Source organism: Aeromonas sp. R10-1 (genome assembly GCF_040908465.1).
GTDB lineage: Bacteria > Pseudomonadota > Gammaproteobacteria > Enterobacterales > Aeromonadaceae > Aeromonas > Aeromonas caviae.
Map to the genome: position 1 here is coordinate 36,854 of NZ_JBFODT010000019.1, position 20,901 is coordinate 57,754.

A 20,901-nucleotide genomic window follows, 5' to 3' on the forward strand; every position below is an offset into this window, starting at 1 on the left:
CAGTTTCCTCTTGATGACCGGCGTGCAGGCGGCGTGGCGCCCGCACGCCTGGCGCTTACGCCTGACTCTGAATCGGTGTGATTGTGTCTGCTTTTTCTGATCTGGCGGCTTCTTCCGCTTCAGCCGTCTCGGCTTCCTGCTTGAGCAGGGTGCGTTCGTAAGCCCGCACGAAGGGGTAATACATCAGGGCGGAGATCCCCATGCAGATGAAGCACATGATGACCGGACTGAAGGCCCAGTTGGTCGCCCAGGAGGCGCCGATGGGGGCCGGTGTGGTCCATGCGGTCAGCATCACGACCTTCTCAACCAGACCCAGATCCACCGCGAACCAGGCCAGGATGGCGTTGATCACCGGCACCAGGATAAAGGGCAGGAAGAAGACCGGGTTCATGATGATGGGAGCACCAAACAGGATCGGCTCGTTGATGTTGAAGAACCCGGGGACCACGCCCATTCGCCCTATGGTGCGCAGGTGCACGGCACGACTGCGCATCAGCAGGAATGCCAGTGGCAAGGTGGAGCCCACGCCGCCGATAAAGAGGAAATGATCCCAGAAACCGGGCAGGAAGGTGTGGGGAATGGCCTGACCTGCGGCCAATGCGGCCTGGTTGCTGGCCAGGTTTGCCATCCAGAAGGGGTTCATGATGCCGGTGACGATCATGGTGCCGTGGATACCGGCAAACCAGAGGATCTGGCACAACAGCACCGCCAGCAAGACGGCAGGCAGGCTGTCGGAAGCCGCCACCAGCGGTTTGAGCATGGACATGATCGCCTCGGGCAGGATCATGCCAGTGGTTTCCTGCAGCAGCATGTTGAAGGGGTGCAGGGTCAGGATAATCGCCAGGACCGGGATCAGCACCTCGAAGGACCGCGCCACTCCCATCGGAACCTGCTCGGGCAGACGGATGGTGATGTTGTTGCGCTTGAGCCAGGCGTAGACCTCGGTCGAATAGATGGCACAAATGAGTGCGGTAAAGATGCCCTGACCGGAGAAATACTGGGTGGAGATGGTGCCGTCTTTATATTGCGCCGCCACCAGCATGAACGACATCAGGGAGAGTAGACCTGTGGTGATGGGGTCCAGGGAGTATTGCTTGGCCAGGCTGGATGCGACGCCCACCGAAATGAAGACCGTCATCAGCCCCATGCTCATGTTGAAGGGCAACATGAGTTCGGCACGATAGGTGTTGGAGAAGTCCAGCCAGGCTCTGGCAAAGCCCCAGGTGGTTTCGCTGGAGATGGGTGGGAAAATGAAGACCAGCATGAAGCTGCCGACGATCATGAACGGCAGCGCGGCAATAAAACCGTCACGGATGGCCAGAACATAGCGTTGCTGGCCCAGTTTTCCTGCCAATGGGCCGATCCGTTGTTCGATCAACTTGACCAGCATCCCATAGAGTGAACTCATAGTGTGTGTCCTTCCTTGTGAGCACGCTTAACCAATCAGGGACAGGGCGTAGTCCAGCACCTTGTCGCCGCGCTGCATGCCGTAATCCATCATGTCGATAGGTTGTACCTTGATGCCGTGAGCCGCCGCCTTGGCTTGCAACTCCGGTTGCATGTACTTGATCTGCGGTCCCAGCAAGACCACCTGGTAATGGGGCATCTGGTCATCGAACTCCGATGCGCCAAAAGCCTTGATCTCGGCAGCCAGGCCCCGTTTTTCGGCTTCTACCAGCATTTTTTTCACCAGCAGGCTGGTGGACATCCCGGCAGAGCAGCACAACATGATTTTTTTCATGATCATTCCTCAGTTATTAAGCTGGGCTCACTATAGATCGATGCAACAAAGTGGGAAATCGATTTCACGAGTAGGGTTTTGTAATTGTGATCGCGATCACTTGATGGATATCTGGTATAAGGTCGATAAAGTAAAATATCGTTATTTATCAGTTAATTGTAATTGTTTTTATGATGTGGTTTGCGCCATGTTTATTCGACTTGGCATTTTGAAATATCGATTTCAAATCTGTCGTGGTTTTCATGCTGCTCCTGCACTCCTGCACTCCTGCACTCCTGCACTCCTGCACTCCTGCACTCCTGCACTCCTGCACTCCTGCACTCCTGCACTCCTGCACCCCTGCATGATGCAGGGGGCGCTTCCGGCATGGTGTCGATCCGGCGCCCATGCCAGCAACCCCGGGTAACCGAGCCCATCGCCGTGCTCCTTCACCCTCTTGTGGCAGGGGGTCATGGTGGCGGCTAAGGGGCTCTGTACAGTGTCTTGCTCAGATGGCGGGCTCAGCCTGGGGTTGCCTTGTGGTTCTCGCTGAGGGTCACGAAACCCGATTCAGGAGCCGGGTATCCTGCTTTCCCGCCTGCTTCGCGCGCGGGGCACTGTAGAAGAGGCGGGGAGCGGGTGATGCCCAGATGGCGTCAGCAGATCTGATGGCAAATGAGGGATCAAGTGGATGCGCAAATAAGGTGGCCAAGAGACGGACATGTAAAAGGCAGGGTTGCGAAGGTGCGGTCAGATGCAATGAAATGATCGATAAGAGAGGGTTCTGCTGCCGTCAGCCTCTGAATGATGACGGAAAAGGGGAATGGAAAACGTAAAGCGGAGGGCGGCGACCGGTGCGGGAGCTGTCCTGGGGAAGGTCGGCAGGGGAGTAAAACAATGCTCCGTCACGGGGACGGAGCATTGGAAGGGTGATCAGCGGGTCAATCCACCTTCATCCAGTACGCTGACCGTCCAGAAGAAGGGGGCATTCCAGTTGACGGTGACCTCGTTCAGCGTCCAGGCACCAATCTCATCTTTCCAGCAGGTCTGGCCGGTACACTTGCCCTTGAGGGTGGAGGCAACGGGATCGCTGAAGTTGATGGAGTTCGGCCCGCCCGAGAGTACACCTGGTGGTACCAGGGGAGACGCGGGGTCGATGGGGTGAGCCCAGAACCTGTGGTGCGGATTCTTCAGCGGACGGCTGCCGTAGCCCGACACATAGGACTGGTCGAGGGGGTTGCGGCCGAGCACATAGTCCATGGCATCGGACATGGCCTGCAGGTATTTGCGCTCTCCCGTGAAGTCATGGGCCAACCCGAGGAAGATGCTGCGGTTCATCAGGTTGGAGTTGGAGCCCCAGGGGTATTCGGTCGCCTGATAGGGGATAAGGTAACCCTCCGTCGCCACGCTCTTCTGGTAGCCGTCAGCTGCGGCGATGATAGCGGCGCGCGCCTTCTCCACTTCCTGTTTGCCCAGTTTGTTGGGCACCATGGCCAGCGTGATGGTCCCTGCGCTGCTGAGATCCTGCCAGTAGAGATCACCGCTTGCGCTGCGATCCCCCTTGGGGGCGGCCAGATAGAGAGGGGACTGCTGGACGGCCTGCTTGTACTCGGCTTTGCCGGTGGTGGCAAACAGCTCGGCGGCAGCCCAGTAGAATTCGTCCTTCAGGTTGGTGTCATCATAGGGACCGGATCCCACAAAGTTGTCATAGGCATAGACGTCCGGATGGCGGTTGGCCGCCTTCCAGGCTCGTTCCGCTGCCTGCAGGCTGCGCTGTGCGAAGGCCGGATCCAGCTCCTTCCATACGCGAGCGGACTGGGCGGCGGTGGCCGCCAGGTTCAGAGTCGCAGCCGTGCTGGGGTGGCTCAGGAAACGGGGTTGTGGATCCTTGTGGGGCGGGAGCGGCATCCCGGTCCAGGCTTCGTCGGCGACCTTGTGGAAGACCATGCCGGAGGCATCGATCTCGGTCAGTTTCAGGCTGTCGAGCTGCTTGGACTGATCGCCTACCGGCACCCAGGCCTTCTTGCCTTCGGGCACCTGCATGGCGAGGAAGAACTCCATCATCCAGCGGGACTCGTCCAGCAGATCGTTGTAGCCGTTGTGCTGTTCCGGGATCTTGACCTTGCCGTCGGCAAAGGCGCTCTTGTCACCCTCTTTCGCCAGCTGCTCCCGTTCATAAAGGTTCATCAAAGTCCATACCGAGATCCCCCCGTTGACCACGTACTTACCCTGATCGCCGGCGTCGTACCAGCCGCCGGTCACATCCAGCGTGAAGCCACAGCCAGGCCACTGGTTGCCCTTGGCGTCCTGCTTGTTGAAGCAGGTTACGTTCTCGGGCTTGTGTCCTGCCGGGCGAGCAAGGTCGGGGCGCTGGACATATTTGGCTTCGATGTCGATGCCGCTACGCTGCTGATAGAAGAAGGAGAGGGCATCGAATTTCATGGTGTGATAGATGTCATCGCCGATGCTGAACGGATGACTCTTCTGGCCGGCGACCTCCAGTACCAGGCCGGTGCCCGGGGTGGTGACCTGACTGAAGTCGGCAATCTGTACGTTCTCGCCGGATGCGGCATTCAGGCCAAAGGGCGTGGTCTTGCCTTCCGCGATGGTCTCACCCTGGGCATTGCGCAGGGTCCAGGGGAGCGCGTCCTTGCTGTCGGTGGCGATGGTCGCCCGTTTCAGAGCCTTGCTCAGATAGCCGACCTGGTTGACGCGCACGCTGCCCAGCTCCGATTTCTTGATCAAGGAGGGGCCCGATAGCGTCGCTTCACCGATACAGACAGTGGTCGGTGTCTGGGTGCCCATCTGAAGTTGGAACTGGGTCTTCTCGTCAGTGGCAGAAGGTGTGAACTGGATATCGAACGGTTTGGGCGTGCTGCCGAGGGCGAGGTCCTGCACCATGTAGTTGGTGTAAGGGGCGCCATCATGCTGGATCAGGGCCTTGACGTTGATGTCGCTCTTGGCCATGGCAGTGAAATGGAGTTTGTAGGTTTGCCCCTGCACCAGGCCGAGATTGGACTGACCCAGGATGACATCCCAGGGATTGGAGCCCGACTCGGTGAAGGTGATACAGCCCATCTGGTTCTCGGCGTTCAGGGTCCCCCCGGCCGTCCACCATCCATCGGTTCCCTGGAAGCCCCCATTGGTCAGCAATTCACCCACAGGTCCGGCAGATGCCGAGGAGGTAGCTGAACCAGATGCTCCTGCGCTGGGCAGGGAGCAGCCATGCAAGCCAATGACGCAAGACATGGCAAGCGTCAGGGCACTAAGCCGAGATGTTTTCATTGTTACCCCTTTGATCACAGACGGAAATAATGGCGTCGATTTTCGCACTCACGCAGAAAATGACCGAGTCATCCTGCGGCCCGCATTTCACTGTCAAGATTCACACACAATCCTTGAGTGGAAATCGATTTCATGATTCAGGTAACAGTAAATTTTTTGGCAGATCAAGTTTGCTTTTATGAAATGTGATGGAGACGGCAAATTTTCGTTTATTGATATATTCATGCACTTGAATTGAATTCCATTGAATCCTTTCAACATTCCTCTGACTCCCCAGCCGTTTGGCCATATCGGTGTCGTTCCAGGCAGATCATGCGGCAAATCAATGTGGTGGATTGCATTTAAATTATTGTTTTAATTTTATTTTGTTGATTTTTCTGACATGAGTCTACCCGTTCTCTCTGTTCCTTCCTGGGTATTCTGCTGATGAGGCACGCCCCCGAGTTTGTGAGTTGCATCACTATTTTCTCTTTCAGCGGGATCTTTGTCATGGCATGACAAAGATACTGCTGGAATGACGAAGAGATTTCTGTTTACCATTTAATATTCTTGCAATCGATTTCAAATTTGACTGTTTTTCAAGACGACTCGCCATGAACGATGAGTCCAGGCGATGAACGAGAACATCCGGAGAGTCATAAGGAAAATGCGTAAAACTACAGGTCTCACCAGGTCTATGACCTGCCTATTCGTGGGGTGCGGCATCTGGAGTGCCGGGATGGCGGATGAGTTGTCGACCATGCCCTATTTTTCCACCTGGCCGCAGATCCACAGCGCCATAGCCAGGGACGAGGGGATGGAGCGCCAGATCCAGGCTCTGCTCTCCCGGATGACCCTGGAGGAGAAGGTGGGCCAGATGATCCAGCCCGACTTTCGTGAAGTGACACCTGAGGAGGTGACGCGCTACAAGATTGGCTCCGTCCTCAACGGGGGGGGTGGCTGGCCCGGCAACAACAAACACGCGTCGGCCCAGGACTGGGCACACCAGGCCGACACCTATTGGCAGGCGGCAGAAGCGGGCTTTGAGGGCAGGGGGTATCGCATCCCCTTCATGTGGGCGACCGATGCGGTGCACGGCCACAACAACGTCTTCGCGGCGACCCTGTTCCCGCACAATATCGGCCTGGGGGCGGCGCGGGATCCGGATCTCATCTACCGTATCGGCCAGGTGACGGCGCGGGAAGTGGCCGCCACCGGGCTGGATTGGACCTTCGCCCCGACGGTGGCGGTGCCGAGGGATGATCGCTGGGGCCGGACCTATGAGGGCTATTCCGAAGATCCCGCCATCGTCTATCACTATGCTGGCGAGATGGTGCGTGGCCTGCAAGGTTCCGCGACGGATCTGCGCGGCCAGCGCCATGTCATCTCGAACGTGAAACACTTCGTGGGGGACGGCGGTACCCTGAACGGGGTCGACCGGGGTCAGAACTTCTATTCGGAAGAGGACCTGCGCAACCTGCACGCGGTGGGCTACTTCTCGGGGCTGGATGCCGGTGCCCAGGTGGTCATGGCTTCGTTCAACAGCTGGCACAACGAGCTCAACCGCGACGTGCTGCCAGAAGACGGGGTTGAGTACAACGGCAAGCTGCACGGCAGCCGCTATCTGCTGACCGACGTGCTCAAGGGCAAGATGGGCTTTGATGGCCTTGTCGTCTCTGATTGGAACGGTCACAGCGAGATCGCCGGTTGCACCATGGGGAGCTGCCTGCCTGCGGTGCTGGCCGGGGTCGACATCTTCATGGTCACGGCGCGCAAGGACTGGATGGAGTTTCGCCAGAGCCTGCTCGATGGCGTGGCGAGCCGGCAGATCCCGATAAGCCGGATCGACGATGCCGTGACGCGTATCCTGCGGGTCAAGATGCGGGCCGGGCTGTGGGAGAAACCCATGCCGTCGGCCCGTGAGCTGGCGGGCAAGCAGGGTGAACTTGGTGCCGTGACGCACAAGGCGCTGGCCCGGGAGGCGGTACGCAAGTCGCTGGTGCTGCTCAAGAACGAGGGCAGGATCCTGCCCCTGAGCCGGCAGAGCCGGGTGCTGGTGGCTGGGAGCGCCGCCAACGATCTGGGCAAGCAGGTGGGGGGCTGGAGCCTGACCTGGCAAGGCAGCGAGAACGGGCGCGGTGATTTCCCCGGTGCCCAGAGCGTGCTGGATGCGGTGACCGCCACCGTCGGTGCGGATCATGTGCAGGTGAGCACGGGATCCGGTGAGTTTGCGGGAGCCAAGCCCGATGTCGCCATCCTGGTCATGGGGGAGGATCCCTATGCCGAGTGGTTCGGCGACATTCCTGACAACAAGACCCTTGCCTATGGGGATCTCAAGAGCAGCTATCACGAGGACCTGTTGACCCTCAAGCGGCTGAAGGCGGCCGGCATCCCCGTGGTGACCGTGCTTTTCTCCGGACGTCCGCTCTACGTCAATGAGGAGCTCAATCTCTCTTCCGCCTTTGTCGCCGCCTGGCTGCCGGGCACCGAGGGGGAGGGGATCACCGATCTGCTGTTCAAGGATGCCAAGGGCAAGGTGGCCCATGACTTCCAGGGACGCCTCTCCTTCTCATGGCCCTTCAGCAAGTGCGCCACCACCATCAATCGCACGCCCACCCATATCCCGGGCTGGCAGCGCCCAGCCTTCGAGCAGGATCCTGCGGGTGAGTACGCACCGCTCTTCCCCTATGGCTACGGGCTCAGCTACGGCAAGCCTTCCCCTGTGGCGGCCCGGGTCAGCAACCTCAATACCCTGACCCTGGATAATCGTACCTTCGGCTGCAACGAGAGCGACCCCGCCAAACTGAGCGCCGCTGACAAGGTGCTCGAGCTGTTCGGGCCAAAGGCGGGTGAAGAACACCGTCTGCGCATGGGGGATGCCAGCAACTGGACGGGGACTGAAGTCTCCGGCAACAGCGTGACCGAGATGACCTTCATCAAGGTTCAGCCCATCGACTACCTGCGCCAGCAGGATGCGCGAGCGGTCACCTTCCTCGGGGCGAACAAGCCGGGTGTCGACTCCGGGGCCACGATCCAGTTGCAGACCACCCAGGTCAAGGGGGCGGATCGTCGCACCTACCTGAAGGGAGAGAGCGAGCTGCAGGTGACGCTGCGGGTGCAGCAGGCGCCAGCGGGGGACATGACGCTGGGGCTGCAGTGTGGCTGGCCCTGCGGCAAGTCTATCGAGATTGCTCCGGCCTTGCGCCAGTTGCCCCCGCAGAAGTGGGTGACCCTGAGTCTGCCCCTGCGCTGCCTCGAAGAGGGCATGGACTTCGCGAAGGTCAATACCCCCTTCATCCTGGGCACCAGTGGACAGGCACGCATCGACATGGCGACCGTACGCTGGGTACCGGCTTCTCTGCTGGGGGCCTCAGGGGAAGTGGTCAGGCTCGATTGCCAGGGCAGGTTGAGTCGATAAGCCGTCAGCCAGATGCACCAGGATGCCTGTCGGGCTCCTGGTGCCTTGATAACCGGCTCCGCCCCGATGCGGAGGGAGAGGTGGGAGAGAAGGATGTCGATCGTACAGCGGATCAGATTGGGCTTTACGCTGCTGCTGGCCCTGTTGCTATTGCTCGGGGCCATCAGTTACCTGAAGACGACCTCCATTCACGGTCGTTTCCAGCAGGTGACCGAGGAGGCGACGCCTCAGGCCCTGACCGCCAGCCGGCTGCGCGCCGCGTTGCTGATGGCTGACAGGGACAGCCTGGCGCATCTCGCCATCCGGGAGACGTCGGCGTTCCCCGAGTCCCGTCAGCGTGTTGCCCATGACAAGGTCCGCTATGAGCAGCACATCAAGGCATTCGCGGCCCTGACACTCGATACCGAGAGTGAGCGGCAACTCGCCCGGGTCACCGACCAGGCCCCCCGGCTGTTTACCATCTCTGAGCAGTTGATGAGCCTGCACGAAGAGTCGGTCGAGCTGGAGCGGGTGCTCGCACGGATGCGGAGCGAGCTGCTGCACCTGGACGACAACTACCGTTCGGCGGCAGACCTGCTGGTGCGTTACACGGCGGGTCGGCGCTCTTTGCAGAACAAGGCGGAGCTCATCACCAGCGGTATTGCACGGGATCTCAAGCTGATCCTGCGTGCCGACGGCAACACGGATCTGGTGGCGCTACAGGGGGTGCTGGCCAAAGACATCGACATTGCGAACCAGCGTCTGGAGCGGATTGTTGTCCCCGATGACGTCAAGGCCAGGTTCACCCGCCATGTGGCGCGCATTCCCCAGCTGGTATTTGGCGACAAGGGGCTGATTGCCACCCTGGTGCGCCGTCAGCAAATCAGCCAGCAACTCCATGGCTTGCGTGAACAGCAGGAGGCGCAGAGCCAGCAACTGGGGGAGGTCCTGGACAGGCTTATCGCCATCAGCAACCAGAGCATGCAGGAGGACAGGCTGAGTGCCGACGTCGCGGTTGACAGCGCCCGCACCTGGATCGTGATGGTGGCCCTGTGTTCCGTGCTCATCGCCCTCATTGTTGCCTGGAGTACGGCCCGCAGCATCCAGGTGCCGCTGGTGCGGATCAATCGGGTTCTCGGTCTGATGGCACAAGGGGACATGACGCTGCGGGTTCGCTACCCCGCCAGGAACGAGCTTGGTGAGGTCGCGAACTCCATCGACCAGCTGGCCCACCACACTAAGACGCTTCTGATGGAGGTCCAGACCGGCTCTGAGTACCTGGTGAGCGAGACGCGCAAGACCGCGGAGATCGGCGAGCAGGTGATGTCGCAGGTGCAGGCGCAGAAGGCCCAGACCGATCAGGTGGCGGCCGCCATCTTCGAGCTGGAGACCAGTGCGACCGAAGTGGCGCGCTCGAGCGATCATGTTCGTCGGGAGGTGGGGGAGGCCAATGACGAGAGCCGGCGCGGACGTCATCTGATGCAGGCCAATCGGGATGGCATCGAGCAACTGGCGACCGACATCGCCGGGGCCATGGCGATCACCCGCAAGCTCGAAGGCTACAGCAGCAACATTGGCAACATTCTCGAGGTGATCCGTGGCATGGCTGAACAGACCAACCTGCTGGCCCTCAATGCGGCCATCGAAGCGGCCCGTGCCGGGGAGGCCGGGCGGGGCTTTGCCGTGGTGGCCGAGGAGGTGCGGGCGCTGGCTACCCGTTCACAAGGGGCGACCCAGGAGATCCAGGTGATGATCGACAACCTGCAGGGATGCGCCCGCGATGTGGCGAGCGTGATGGCCCAGAGCCATGAGCAGACCCAGCAGAGTGTGCAGCAGACCCGGGATGTCGAGAGTGCCCTGGGGGGGATCGCCTCGCGCATGGAGGCCATCAAGGAGATTGCGGATCACATGGCTTATGCCGCAGCGGAGCAGATTTCGGTGAGTCAGGGAGTGGCCCAGCACGTGGCGGCCATCGCAGACGTGGCTCACGAGACCGAGCAGGCGTCCCGGGTATCGGCGAGCAGTGGTGAGGTGTTGTCGGGGCTGGCCAGCCAGCAGCAGAGTCTGGTGGCCCGTTTCAAGGTGTAGGAGAGAGGCGATGTGGAAATCTGTGAGTGCCCTGCTGGTCTGGGGGCTGAGTACGGCGGCGGTATCCCAGGAGCTGGTGCTGGAAACCTGGCGCGTGGATGACGAGGCGCTCTGGAAGGAGCAGTTTCTGCCCCGTTTTCAGGCGATCCATCCCGAGATCACCCTTAAGCTGCATTCGCAGCGCTCGGCGGATTACGATCGGGAGCTTGCCGAGCGGCTGGCGGCGGGGAAGGCAGGGGATCTCATCACTTGCCGTCCTTATGATCAGTCCCTGCGGCTGTTCCAGCAGGGGCATCTGCTGGATCTGACGGACCTGCCCGGGATGGAGAACTTCCCGAGCTTTGCCAAGGCCGCCTGGCAGACCGACTCCGGGGCCCAGACCTTCTGCCTGCCCATTGCCTCCGTGATCCAGGGTTTCTACTTCAATGTCGATATCTTCAACGCCCTTGGGCTGACACCGCCGCGAACCCGTGCCGACTTCTTCGCCGTGCTGGAGAAGGTGAAGCAGGATGGCCGCTATCTGCCGCTGGCACTGGCGGCTCACGACAGCTGGGTGGTCTCCGAGCTTGGTTATCAGAATATCGGTCCCAATTACTGGCATGGGGAAGATGGCCGCCTGGCGCTGATCAACGGTCAGGCGCGAGTGACCGATACCCCTTATGTGGCGGCGTTTCGTGAGCTGGCGAGCTGGCGGCCCTACATAGGGGATCATCCGGCCGATGCCACCGAAGCACAGGCGGTGGGTGTCTTTGCCGCGGGCAAGGCCGCCATGATAGTGGCGGGCTCCTGGTCGCTGGCCCAGTTCACCGGCAAGGTCAATTTTGGTGCCTTCCCGCCCCCCGTTGCACGGGAGGGGGACACCTGCTATTTCACCGATCACACCGACATGGGGATCGGCATCAATGCCGCCAGCCCGAACAAGGAGGCCGCTCTGAAACTGGTGGAGTGGATGGCAAACGCCGACTTTGCCGAGCGTTTCTCCAATTCGGTGCCCGGCTTTTTCTCCCTCTCCAACCACTTCTTCGAGCTCAAGGATCCGGTGGCGAGCACCATGATGGGCTGGCGGGATACCTGCGATTCCACCTTGCGTTTGGGGGCGCAGTTCCTCACCCGGGGTGAGCCATCGCTTACCACAGAGCTTGCGGAGGTATCGCAATCCGTGGTGCTCGGCACCATGACGCCGGAAGCGGCCGCCGCGCGCATCCAGCAGGGGTTGGCAAGCTGGTATCCCCCCCAGAAGGCGGCCACGAGAAGAGCCAGTCTGTGTGAAGCGGACGAGCCTCTCCCCACGCCGGCAACCAGCGCGGCCACCGGGACGGAATCCCCCTTCGCAGCGCCTTGACGGTGGCCACGCTCCCGCAGGGATCTGCACACACCCCAAGGCGCCTTCAGGCGCCTTGTTTCATTCAGGTCGACCGGGTCCATCGGGTTGCCATTGCCATTGCCATTGCCAGGCTTTGGCTGGTGTCATGGGGCCAGGCCGGATTGGGGGCCGGCAGAAGAGGGACGCCAGGTTGTGTGTGGTCTCTGTGCTATGTCAGAGAGTCAAGGTGGAAGTGGCGGCAGGGACTCGTCGCTCGCTGGACAGGTGGCTGACAAAAGAAAAGCGGCCCGAAGGCCGCTTTACGCTGATGCTGTGCAGGGATCTGATGCTGCGCAGGGAACTGCCCCGGTCTGTGTTCACCCCTTGTAGGGCAGTGTGGTATCACGCACCACAATGCTCAATTCGGGCAGTTCGTCCGAGTTCAGCTCCGTGTTCTCGATCAAACCCAACAGAGTCTTGACCATCTTGACCCCCATCTCGTAGATGGGCTGGCGTACCGTGGTCAATGGCGGGTTGGAATAAGTAGAGAAGGGCAGGTCGTCAAAACCGATGAGAGAGACATCCTCAGGCACCCGCAAGCCGCACTGCTTGAGCCCCAGAATGGCCCCGTAACAGGTCTGATCGTTGGCGCAGAAGATGGCGGAGAATTTCCGGCCGCTCTCCACCAGCTTCTTGACGGCATTGAGCCCGCCGACCTCGGCGAAATCCCCCTGGATGACCAGGGAGGGGTCATATTCGATACCTGCGCTCACCAGGGCCTGGCGATAGCCATGATGACGCTCGATGGCATCGTTATGATCCGGCAAACCGACGATATGGGCGATGTCACGATGACCCAGATCCAATAAATAGCGAGTCGCCATGTAGCCACCCAGCCGGTTATTGATGCTGAAGGAGTGTACCCGCTCGGTCATGATATTGTGACCTGTGGCCACAATCGGTATTTGCTGGGAAAACTCGAGCAGTGTTTGCTGATTGACGTGGCCGGTCAAAATAATAAGGCCATCAACCCGCCGGGCTACCAGCAGGCGCAACCGCTCAACTTCTTCTTCCGCATTCCAGTGACCACTGACAATCAGCGGCACATACTCCATGCCCTGAAGAGTGTGTTCAACACCCCGCAACATTTCGTTGGAAAATGGACTCTCCACATGTTGGGTCAAAACACCCAGGGTCATGGACTGACCCGTTTTCAAATATTGCGCCATCAGGTTGGGACGAAAATTCAATTCCTGAATGGCATCTTCCACCGCCTGACGTTTATCTGCGGCCACTTTGGCCGAGCCGTTCAATATCCGGGATACAGTGCTTGCCGAGACACCGGCTCGGCGGGCGATATCATAGACAGTGGCTTTTTTCTCCTGAGCTGACTTCGACATCCCCCCTCCGTACTCGACTGTGAAAACCCCTGGTCATGGCCAGTGTTATATGAATATCTTCTTAATAAATCAGCAAGTTAGGATACCCGTTTCCCCTGGTGGTGACAAGCGATGATGCGCCTTGCCAGGGGAGGGAATGCTACTGCTGGACGGCAAAAAAGACCTCTTTTGCCTTGGTAAAACCGGCTTGCTCGGCGGCTTTGACCCAGGCGAGTGCCTGCTCATAGTTTTTGTTCTGAACGGCAGTTCGAATATGCTGATAATAATCCAGTTCACCCAACGATTTATCTGGTGAGGCCATCACGGGCGATATGGTTTTTGCGATCTGTGTCGCATTCGCAGCAGGCTCTGCGTCCAGCGTCAAATATAGGCGTCCGGTAGCAGAGTGAGGCACTTCCACATTGATGAGGCGGGCGACATCCGTGGTGCGATCATATTGCATGGCGCGCTGGAGATCGTCCGGGTTGAGCCGGGTACTGCCCTGCATGTCCTTCGCCGTGGAATAGATCACCATATAGGCGGCCCGAGCGCTGCCGATGGGGGCCGGAATGGTGAATTCCCCCTGAATGTTCTGCCCTGAAATTAACGAACGACCGTCATAACTGAATGTGGAACCGGGAATGGTTTGAACGGCGTTGTATTGCTCGTCCAGCAACAGGATGCTGGGCAGGAAGACGGTATAGTCGACCGGAATGGTTATTTTGACGCGAGTTGCCTGGCTGACTTCGGGCAGCGAGAAGGCCATTACATAGCTTTTGCCTGAATCAAATGCATAGACCTGGCTGTCGGTGCTCACATCGACCCAGCGGCTCTCCTGCCCGAGGGACTGGAAGCGAAGTTCCTTGAACGACTCGACCGCCACCTTGTTCGACAATTGTTCCCGACCTTGCTCAACCTGTTGCTGCAGGGCGGAGACTGCCGATCCTGGCGAATGCTCCGGGCCCATGCCGGCGCATCCGGCCATCAGCAGACTGACCAGGAAAGGCAGACACTGCTTCGTTCCCTTCATCGTGTTTCCTCGTATGCAATGCGGGTCCCCCAAGGGACCCGAGATTATAGTGCAGATAAGTATCGCGACCTAACCTACCACCACATGTCCGCCTGTACACCGACCAGGAAATCTTCCCGGTCCTCCTGCCAGGGGGTCTCGTTGTTGTGATCGACATAGGTCGTCAGAATGCGGATCTCCGGTGAGGGCCCCATGCCGGTATTGACGGTGAAGGTCGGCACTATGCTGACCTTGTGAGAGGTGCCACCCCGTTCGACGTTGTCGATGATCAGGTTGTTTTTCACATATCCGACTTCCGTCTGGATGGAGAAGAACTCATTGATCGGGAATACCGGGCGCAGAGATGCGGCATACCAGGAGTCATGGCCACCCAGCTCGTAATCGTTGTACTGGTAGGAGAGGGTCGGCAGCAGATGAATATTGGCGCCATACCAGCCACCCCAGAGGAAGAGGCGGTAGGATTGATCGCCTTCCATCACCTTGGACTGGTAGGGTTTATAGCCATCCGCCTTGTCCTGCAGTGTCTTCTGATACAGGGAGCCCTTGCGATACATGGCGGTATTGGTCAGGTTGGCACCCAGCAAGTCCCCTGAACCCAGCCCACGTCCTGCCTGGGCGATGAACTTGGAGAAGCCGCCCGGCATGAAGAAGAAGTCGTCGCGGGAATAGATGACGGTTCCTTCTGCCCCCTTGGTCGCATATTGCTTGTTGTCGCCGGTGAACTCGTTGCTGGGCATCTGCTTGAGTGCGATCTCCATGTCCCAGGCACCGTAGAGGGCGCTGGTGTGGAGGGTGTGCATGGTGGCTTCAGTGCCATTGGCGCGGTCGGAGTGGCTGGTGTCGTTGCTGTTGATATAGGCAAAGTCCCACTTGCCACCCGCCATCTCCATGGCTTTGATGCCGACGCCGGTTCCCGAGTAGTCCGTGTAGAAATAGTCGGTGGTCCAGATGTAGTTCTCGCGGTCGTAATAGCGCAGGCCACCCCACATGGTCCCGGTCGGGGTGATGCCACCCAGCTCCACATAGGTTTCTGACACACCGCTTTCGCGAGGCGCGGCACGGGTTTGCAGGCCGTCGGCATCGGACTCCACCTTGAAGTGGATGTTGACCGACTTGTTGCTGCCCAGATCCCACAACTTGTTCAGGCCCGCTTCCCAGCTGTTGTCCAGCTCGGAGCCCAGGCGCCCCATGGTCTTGTCCATCTCATATTCGTACCCCGCCTTGGCAAAGTTGTCCTTGGCGTCAAACATTGAGCCGGCACGAATATAACCGTGGAAGCCAAAACTCTCGGCGGCATTCGATACTGCGGGCGCTGCCAGCCCGCAACATGCCCCGACAAACAAGGCGAGTGACTTCAATTTCATCTTATTGCTCCAATCCGTAGAAAATTATTTTCAATCGATTTCTCGAAGATTCAATGCCTTGTCACTTGATCTGCTGGCAGGGCTGATTGCTGTCAAAGTCTGCCGGGATGGCTGTTTTCAGGGCCACGTTGGTGAAGGCGAAGCGCAGACCGGCCATGGAGTCCCAGGCCCCGCTCAGGTAGAGCGCCTTTTGCACCGAGCCTGTGTTGGCCGCCGGAATGAGAGAGGCGACCGGCAGGATGCAGCGGTACCAGGTGTCGTCATCGGGCACGATGTTGCTGTCCATGGTGAAGAAGGTGCCAAAGTCCGGGCCTGCGGTACCGTCCATGCGGATCTGGATGTTGGGGGAGTCACCGTAGCTGGAGACTTTCAGGTCGAGCAGCATGGCGCCGTCCTGATAGGCGGAGAGATCCCCATTGGCGCTGTCGGTCCCGAGGAAGGCGGCGCCATTGCCTGGCAGGTCCATGGTGATGACCTGGTTTTCATCGGTCAGGGTGCCGCCGAAGCTGGCTGCCGGGTAATCGGCGCTGCGGTCCAAGGCCTGGCTCTTGTCACCGGAGTAGTAGAGTGCGGCATCGGTGGCCACCAGCGCGGGGGCATTGTTGACGCCGGAGCCTGTGTCCGGATTGGTGCCAGGATCGGTACCGGGATCGGTTCCCGGGTCTGTGCCTGGGTCTGTGCCCGGGTCGGTAGCGCCGCCAGGCGCTTCACAGGTGACCGGGTCGACAACGGGCTTTGCCGAGGTGGTGAGCAGGTACTTGATGTTGGTGATTTCGTAGTTGAAGGCTTCTTTGGTGGCCAGGTGGAACGGTGTGCCCACAGTGGCGAGGTTGATGGCCGTGGCACCGGGGAAGGGCTTCATGCAGTTGATGGGCAGCGTGAGCGTTTCCCAGTCGCCCGAACCGGTCAGGGCGCTGGCAATGGGCAGGCTGCTGCGGTTGGGATACTCGTTGTCGATGGAGGCATTGAGCACTTCCGGCACCTTGCTCTTGGTCCGCAACTGGAACTCGATGAAACCGGAGGCGTATTTGCTCAGGTTCAGAGGGGTGGCGGATTTGAGCATGAAGGTGCCATCTCCGTCACCGGCTACCTGCACATCGGCGGTGTCATCGGTACCGGCATTGTTGATGAGCACGGCGCTGATGCTGGTCATGGCGACGGGAGAAGCGGTGACCGGTTGCAAGCTCCAGTTGTCCTTCTCTGACTGGATGCTGGGGGTTGTACCCCCATTGGCACCGACCCCGAACAGGATCAGGGTGCTGTCGCCAGGGGGCGTGGTGCCACCGTTGTCGCCACCGTTATTACCACCGGTGTTGCCACTATTCGAGTCGATATTATCGGCCCCACCACACCCGCCAAGCAGGGCAGCGGCGATCAACGACGCCAAAAGTCCTTTTTTTGATGCATTCATACTGACCACTCCAATCAATGGGAAAAATATCCACCGCGATGAACCGTCAAGACTCAAACAGACGCTATGCAATCGATGCCAAGACAAATCATGCTGACTTCATTTTCTTGAAATCGATTTCCAATGCAATGCTTATCCCCCGTGATGATCAAAGTTTGTGTTTCAAATCACAGAAAACGTGTCCTGATGACCAGCTGATGGGATGTGCAAGAAAGAGTTATCTTTAAATAAAAAGAGCTCATGATGTTGTTTTTAATGGTTTATTTTATTTTTATCTTGAGACTGACGATCAGAGGGAAAGTATCGGAGTAGATCTGCAATGTATCGGAGGTGATTGCGATGTGTCGATTTCTGAGTAACACTTAAATTGACTTCGATTTCATGGTGTGTTGAATGAGACTCAGGCTGTCATCAACCTTGCGGGGGCCTCTCCAGCGGTTCAGGCACCAGGAGTGTCCAGCCTTGACTGGTGATGGCAGACAGCATGCAGTCGATGAGGCCAATGGCGTCGGTCGTCAGAGCGATGCTGAGGCCGGGTTCCTGCTGGGTCGGTACCGACCCGGGATGGTGCAAGCCCCCTGTGCCAGATAGCAGATCGCCATCTTGGAGAAGACCAAGGATGCACCGGCGACGGAGGGCTGGTCACAAATCCTGGAGAGGCAACCCGCGATAGGGTCGCCCCGCAGCACCGGCCATGAACCACAGGCCCGGCACCATGGCGCGCTCATCCTCTTCGAAGGAACGCAAAATGGTGCCAGGCATGCATTGCATGATCATCGCCTCCTCAGGGCCAGCAAACCCGCGCAGCGGTCAGCATGATCGGTGCTGTGCTCGCTGTGCCCGCCAGGCCTGAATGCGCGTCTGGGTGCCGATGACGAAGACAAAAAAGACCGGCACGAAGAAGATGGCCAGCAGGGTGCCGCTGATCATGCCGCCGAACACGCCGGTGCTGATGGCATGCTGGGTCTCCGCGCTGGCACCGCTGGCGAGCATCAGCGGCACCACGCCAAGGGTGAAGGCGAGCGATGTCATCAGGATGGGGCGCAGACGCAGGCGTGCGGCGGTCACCGCAGCGTCAAGCAGCGAGCGTCCTTCGCCGTGCAACTGGCGGGCAAACTCCACGATGAGGATGGCGTTCTTGGCCGACAGACCGATGATGGTGATCATGCCCACCTTGAAGAAGACGTCGTTGGGCATGCCGCGCAGCATCACCGCCGCCACGGCGCCGAGCAGGCCCAGGGGGACCACCAGCATCACGGAGAGCGGAATGGACCAGCTCTCGTAGAGCGCGGCCAACACCAGGAAGACCACCAGCCCCGACAGCAGCATCAGCAGGGGGGCCTCGGCCGCCGACTGGCGCTCCTGCAGCGACTGTCCCGTCCAGGCCAGGGCGAAGCCTGGCGGCAATTGCGCCACCAGGCGATCCATTTCCGCCATCGCGGCGCCACTGGAAACCCCGGGGGCGGCACTCCCGGAGAGACGCACGGCGGGGAAGCCCTCGAAGCGCATCATCTGTTGCGGCGACTGGCGCCAGGTCGGCGTCACCACCTCCCGCAGGGGCACCATGCCGCCGCTGGCATTGCGCACCCGCAGGCCGAGCACGTCATCGAGCTGCATGCGCGCCTTGGCGTCGGCCTGCAGAATGACCTGCTGCATGTGCCCGCCGTTGGGGAAGTCGTTGATGTAGAGCGATCCCATCGCCGCCGACAGGGTGCTGCTCACGCTGGTGAACGAGAGTCCCATGGCCTCGGCTTTCTGCCGGTTGATCTCGAGGTGAATGCTCTCGCCGGGGGGCAGGCTGTCGGGATAGACATCGCTCACCAGCTCGCTTTGGGCGGCCAGTGCCAGCAGCTGCGCCTGGGCGGCCTGCAGCGCGGCTTCCCCCTGGTTGGCCCTGTCTTGCAGGAAGAGCGTGAAACCCGAAGAGGTGCCCAGTTCGTCGATGGCGGGCGGCAACAGGCTCATCACAGTGCCTTCCTTGCTGTTGGCCATGGCGGCCTGTGCCAGCTCCGCCTCTTCGGCAGCCGTGGCACCATGGCGCTGATCCCACTCTTTGAGCATGGTGAAGGCCATGGCCGCATTGGGGCCGGCGCCGGAGAAGCTGAAGCCCTGCACCACCAGGTTGGTGTCGAGCGCCTCGCGAGAGGCTACATGGGCCTCGAACTCCTTGATGACGGCCAGGGTGCGCTCGCTGGTGGCACCGGTCGGCAACTGGATGGAGGTCATGAAGTAGCCCTGATCCTCGTCCGGCAGGAAAGAGGAGGGCAGCTGGGTGGCGGCGATGGCCAGCACGGCGCAGAGGGCGGCGAAGGTGACCATCACGCGTCCGCTGCGCCCGACCAGCCGGGTGACCCGAACGCTGTAGCCCACCGTGAGCCGCTCGACGCCCCGGTTGAAGGCGCCGAAGAAGCCGCGCTTCTCATGGTGATCCGGGCTGACCGGACGCAGCAGGGTGGCGCAGAGCGCCGGCGTCAGGGTCAGGGCGAGGAAGGCGGAAATCAGGATCGACACCGCCATCGACAGGGTGAACTGCTGGTAGATGACCCCCACGGAGCCGCTGCCGAACGCCATGGGGATGAACACCGCCGTGAGCACCAGAGTGATGCCGATCACCGCCCCGGTGATCTCCTTCATGGCCCGCGATGTCGCCTCTCGGGGCGATAGCCCCTGGGTGGCCATCAGGCGCTCGACGTTCTCCACCACCACGATGGCGTCGTCGACGATGATGCCGATGGCCAGCACCATGCCGAACATGGTCAGGGAGTTGATCGAAAAACCGGCCAGCAGCATCACCGCGAAGGTGCCAAGCAGGGCGATGGGGGCGACGATGGCCGGGATCAGGGTGTAGCGCAGGTTCTGCAGGAAGAGGAACATCACCAGAAACACCAGCACCATGGCTTCCAGCAGGGTGTGGATCACCTTGTCGATGGAGACCTTGACGAAGGGGGCCGAGTCGAACGGGATGGAGTAAGCCATGCCCGCCGGCAGGGTTGGCGAGAGCTGGGCAAGGCGAGTGCGTACCGCATCGGCGGTGCGCACGGCGTTGGCGCCGGGGGAGAGCTGGATGGCGGCGCTGGTGGCAGCCACCCCGTTCTCGCGGTTGGAAAAGGCGTAGGATTGCGCCCCCAGCTCGACCCGGGCCACGTCACCCAGCACCAGCTTGGCGCCATCACTACCGGCCCGCAGCACGATGGCGGCGAACGCCTCGGGAGTGGTCAGCTGCCCCTGTACCGTGAGGGGAACCGTCAGTCGCTGGCCAGGCAGGGCGGGTTCGTCGCCGAGGCGCCCCGGTGCAATCTGCACGTTCTGCTGCTCGATGGCCTGCGCCACCTCGCTGATGGTCAACCCGTAGGCGGCGAGCTTGCCCGGATCCACCCAGATGCGCATGGCCTGCTCGGCGCCGAACAGCTGCACTCGCCCCACGCCGTCGATGCGGCGCAGCTCCTGCACGATATTGCGGGCCATGTAGTCGTTCAGCGCGACCTCATCGAAGCGGCCATCCGGTGAAGTCATGCCGACCATCATCAGAAAGCCGGACGAGGCGGACTCCACCTGCAGGCCGGTTTGCCGCACCGCCTGTGGCAAGCGAGGCTCGACCGCCTTGATGCGGTTTTGCACGTCCATCTGGGCCAGCTCCGGATCGGTGCCCGGCTTGAAGGTGGCGGTGATCTGCGCGCTGCCGGAGGCATCTACCGATGACTCGAAGTAGAGCAGGTTCTTCACCCCAGACAGCTCGCGCTCGATAAGGCTCACCACCGCATCGTTCAGGGTCTGCGGCGTGGCGCCCGGATAGGTGGCATAGAGGGTCACCGACACCGGCGCCACCGAGGGATAGCGGGAGATGGGCAGCTTGGGGATGGCGATGACCCCCGCCAGCACGATGAAGAGGGCGATCACCCAGGCAAACACCGGGCGATGAATGAAAAACTGCGGCATGAAATGTCT

General features: G+C 60.3%; 12 protein-coding genes. 3 read left to right on the forward strand and 9 right to left on the reverse strand.

Features of this window, described 5'->3' with window-relative positions:
- Positions 1–55 precede the first annotated feature (55 nt).
- From AB5Y93_RS08990 to AB5Y93_RS09000, 3 genes are all read right to left on the reverse strand, one after another.
- Positions 56–1,408, reverse strand: coding sequence for a PTS cellobiose transporter subunit IIC (locus AB5Y93_RS08990; protein WP_010673338.1), 1,353 nt, complete (start codon positions 1,406–1,408; stop codon positions 56–58).
- Between the two features lie 27 nt (positions 1,409–1,435).
- Positions 1,436–1,741, reverse strand: a complete 306-nt coding sequence (locus AB5Y93_RS08995; RefSeq protein WP_010673339.1) for a PTS sugar transporter subunit IIB — start codon at positions 1,739–1,741, stop codon at positions 1,436–1,438.
- 912 nt (positions 1,742–2,653) lie between these two features.
- Complete coding sequence (locus AB5Y93_RS09000; RefSeq protein WP_368229202.1) at positions 2,654–5,005, reverse strand: glycoside hydrolase family 9 protein; 2,352 nt, start codon at positions 5,003–5,005, stop codon at positions 2,654–2,656.
- Positions 5,006–5,681: 676 nt separating this feature from the next.
- Between AB5Y93_RS09000 and AB5Y93_RS09005 the strand changes: the two genes are divergently transcribed.
- The 3 genes from AB5Y93_RS09005 to AB5Y93_RS09015 all read left to right on the forward strand — a co-directional run bounded on the left by AB5Y93_RS09005 (position 5,682) and on the right by AB5Y93_RS09015 (position 11,811).
- Positions 5,682–8,402: a glycoside hydrolase family 3 N-terminal domain-containing protein gene (locus AB5Y93_RS09005; protein WP_368229203.1), complete on the forward strand. Its 2,721-nt coding sequence runs from the start codon at positions 5,682–5,684 to the stop codon at positions 8,400–8,402.
- 93 nt (positions 8,403–8,495) lie between these two features.
- Complete coding sequence (locus tag AB5Y93_RS09010; RefSeq protein ID WP_368229204.1) at positions 8,496–10,469, forward strand: methyl-accepting chemotaxis protein; 1,974 nt, start codon at positions 8,496–8,498, stop codon at positions 10,467–10,469.
- A 10-nt stretch (positions 10,470–10,479) separates the two neighbouring features.
- Positions 10,480–11,811, forward strand: coding sequence for an ABC transporter substrate-binding protein (locus tag AB5Y93_RS09015; RefSeq protein ID WP_368229205.1), 1,332 nt, complete (start codon positions 10,480–10,482; stop codon positions 11,809–11,811).
- Between the two features lie 338 nt (positions 11,812–12,149).
- On the opposite strand, the gene AB5Y93_RS09020 is transcribed toward AB5Y93_RS09015, so the two are convergent.
- From AB5Y93_RS09020 to AB5Y93_RS09045, 6 genes are all read right to left on the reverse strand, one after another.
- Positions 12,150–13,172: a LacI family DNA-binding transcriptional regulator gene (locus AB5Y93_RS09020; protein WP_041201452.1), complete on the reverse strand. Its 1,023-nt coding sequence runs from the start codon at positions 13,170–13,172 to the stop codon at positions 12,150–12,152.
- Between the two features lie 139 nt (positions 13,173–13,311).
- On the reverse strand, positions 13,312–14,181 hold the full coding sequence (locus AB5Y93_RS09025) for a MalM family protein (RefSeq protein ID WP_368229206.1): 870 nt from the start codon (positions 14,179–14,181) through the stop codon (positions 13,312–13,314).
- Positions 14,182–14,255: 74 nt separating this feature from the next.
- Entirely contained in the window at positions 14,256–15,545 is a 1,290-nt protein-coding gene (locus tag AB5Y93_RS09030) for a carbohydrate porin (RefSeq protein ID WP_233462984.1), read from the reverse strand.
- Between the two features lie 61 nt (positions 15,546–15,606).
- The gene (locus tag AB5Y93_RS09035) at positions 15,607–16,932 is read right to left on the reverse strand and encodes a putative glycoside hydrolase (protein ID WP_155397123.1); all 1,326 of its coding nucleotides are present in this window, start codon (positions 16,930–16,932) and stop codon (positions 15,607–15,609) included.
- 666 nt (positions 16,933–17,598) lie between these two features.
- Positions 17,599–17,727: a hypothetical protein gene (locus AB5Y93_RS09040; protein ID WP_261925305.1), complete on the reverse strand. Its 129-nt coding sequence runs from the start codon at positions 17,725–17,727 to the stop codon at positions 17,599–17,601.
- A gap of 39 nt (positions 17,728–17,766) precedes the next feature.
- Entirely contained in the window at positions 17,767–20,892 is a 3,126-nt protein-coding gene (locus AB5Y93_RS09045; RefSeq protein WP_214005250.1) for a multidrug efflux RND transporter permease subunit, read from the reverse strand.
- Between the last annotated feature and the right edge of the window lie 9 nt (positions 20,893–20,901).

Coding starts and splice junctions, on each gene's coding strand:
- AB5Y93_RS09010 (WP_368229204.1), top strand. CDS start 8,496: ATGTCGATCGTACAGCGGATCAGATTGGGCTTTACGCTGCTGCTGGCC.
- AB5Y93_RS09045 (WP_214005250.1), bottom strand. CDS start 20,892: ATGCCGCAGTTTTTCATTCATCGCCCGGTGTTTGCCTGGGTGATCGCC.
- AB5Y93_RS09000 (WP_368229202.1), bottom strand. CDS start 5,005: ATGAAAACATCTCGGCTTAGTGCCCTGACGCTTGCCATGTCTTGCGTC.
- AB5Y93_RS09005 (WP_368229203.1), top strand. CDS start 5,682: ATGACCTGCCTATTCGTGGGGTGCGGCATCTGGAGTGCCGGGATGGCG.
- AB5Y93_RS09025 (WP_368229206.1), bottom strand. CDS start 14,181: ATGAAGGGAACGAAGCAGTGTCTGCCTTTCCTGGTCAGTCTGCTGATG.
- AB5Y93_RS09040 (WP_261925305.1), bottom strand. CDS start 17,727: ATGCAATGCATGCCTGGCACCATTTTGCGTTCCTTCGAAGAGGATGAG.
- AB5Y93_RS08995 (WP_010673339.1), bottom strand. CDS start 1,741: ATGAAAAAAATCATGTTGTGCTGCTCTGCCGGGATGTCCACCAGCCTG.
- AB5Y93_RS09020 (WP_041201452.1), bottom strand. CDS start 13,172: ATGTCGAAGTCAGCTCAGGAGAAAAAAGCCACTGTCTATGATATCGCC.
- AB5Y93_RS09015 (WP_368229205.1), top strand. CDS start 10,480: ATGTGGAAATCTGTGAGTGCCCTGCTGGTCTGGGGGCTGAGTACGGCG.
- AB5Y93_RS09030 (WP_233462984.1), bottom strand. CDS start 15,545: ATGAAATTGAAGTCACTCGCCTTGTTTGTCGGGGCATGTTGCGGGCTG.
- AB5Y93_RS08990 (WP_010673338.1), bottom strand. CDS start 1,408: ATGAGTTCACTCTATGGGATGCTGGTCAAGTTGATCGAACAACGGATC.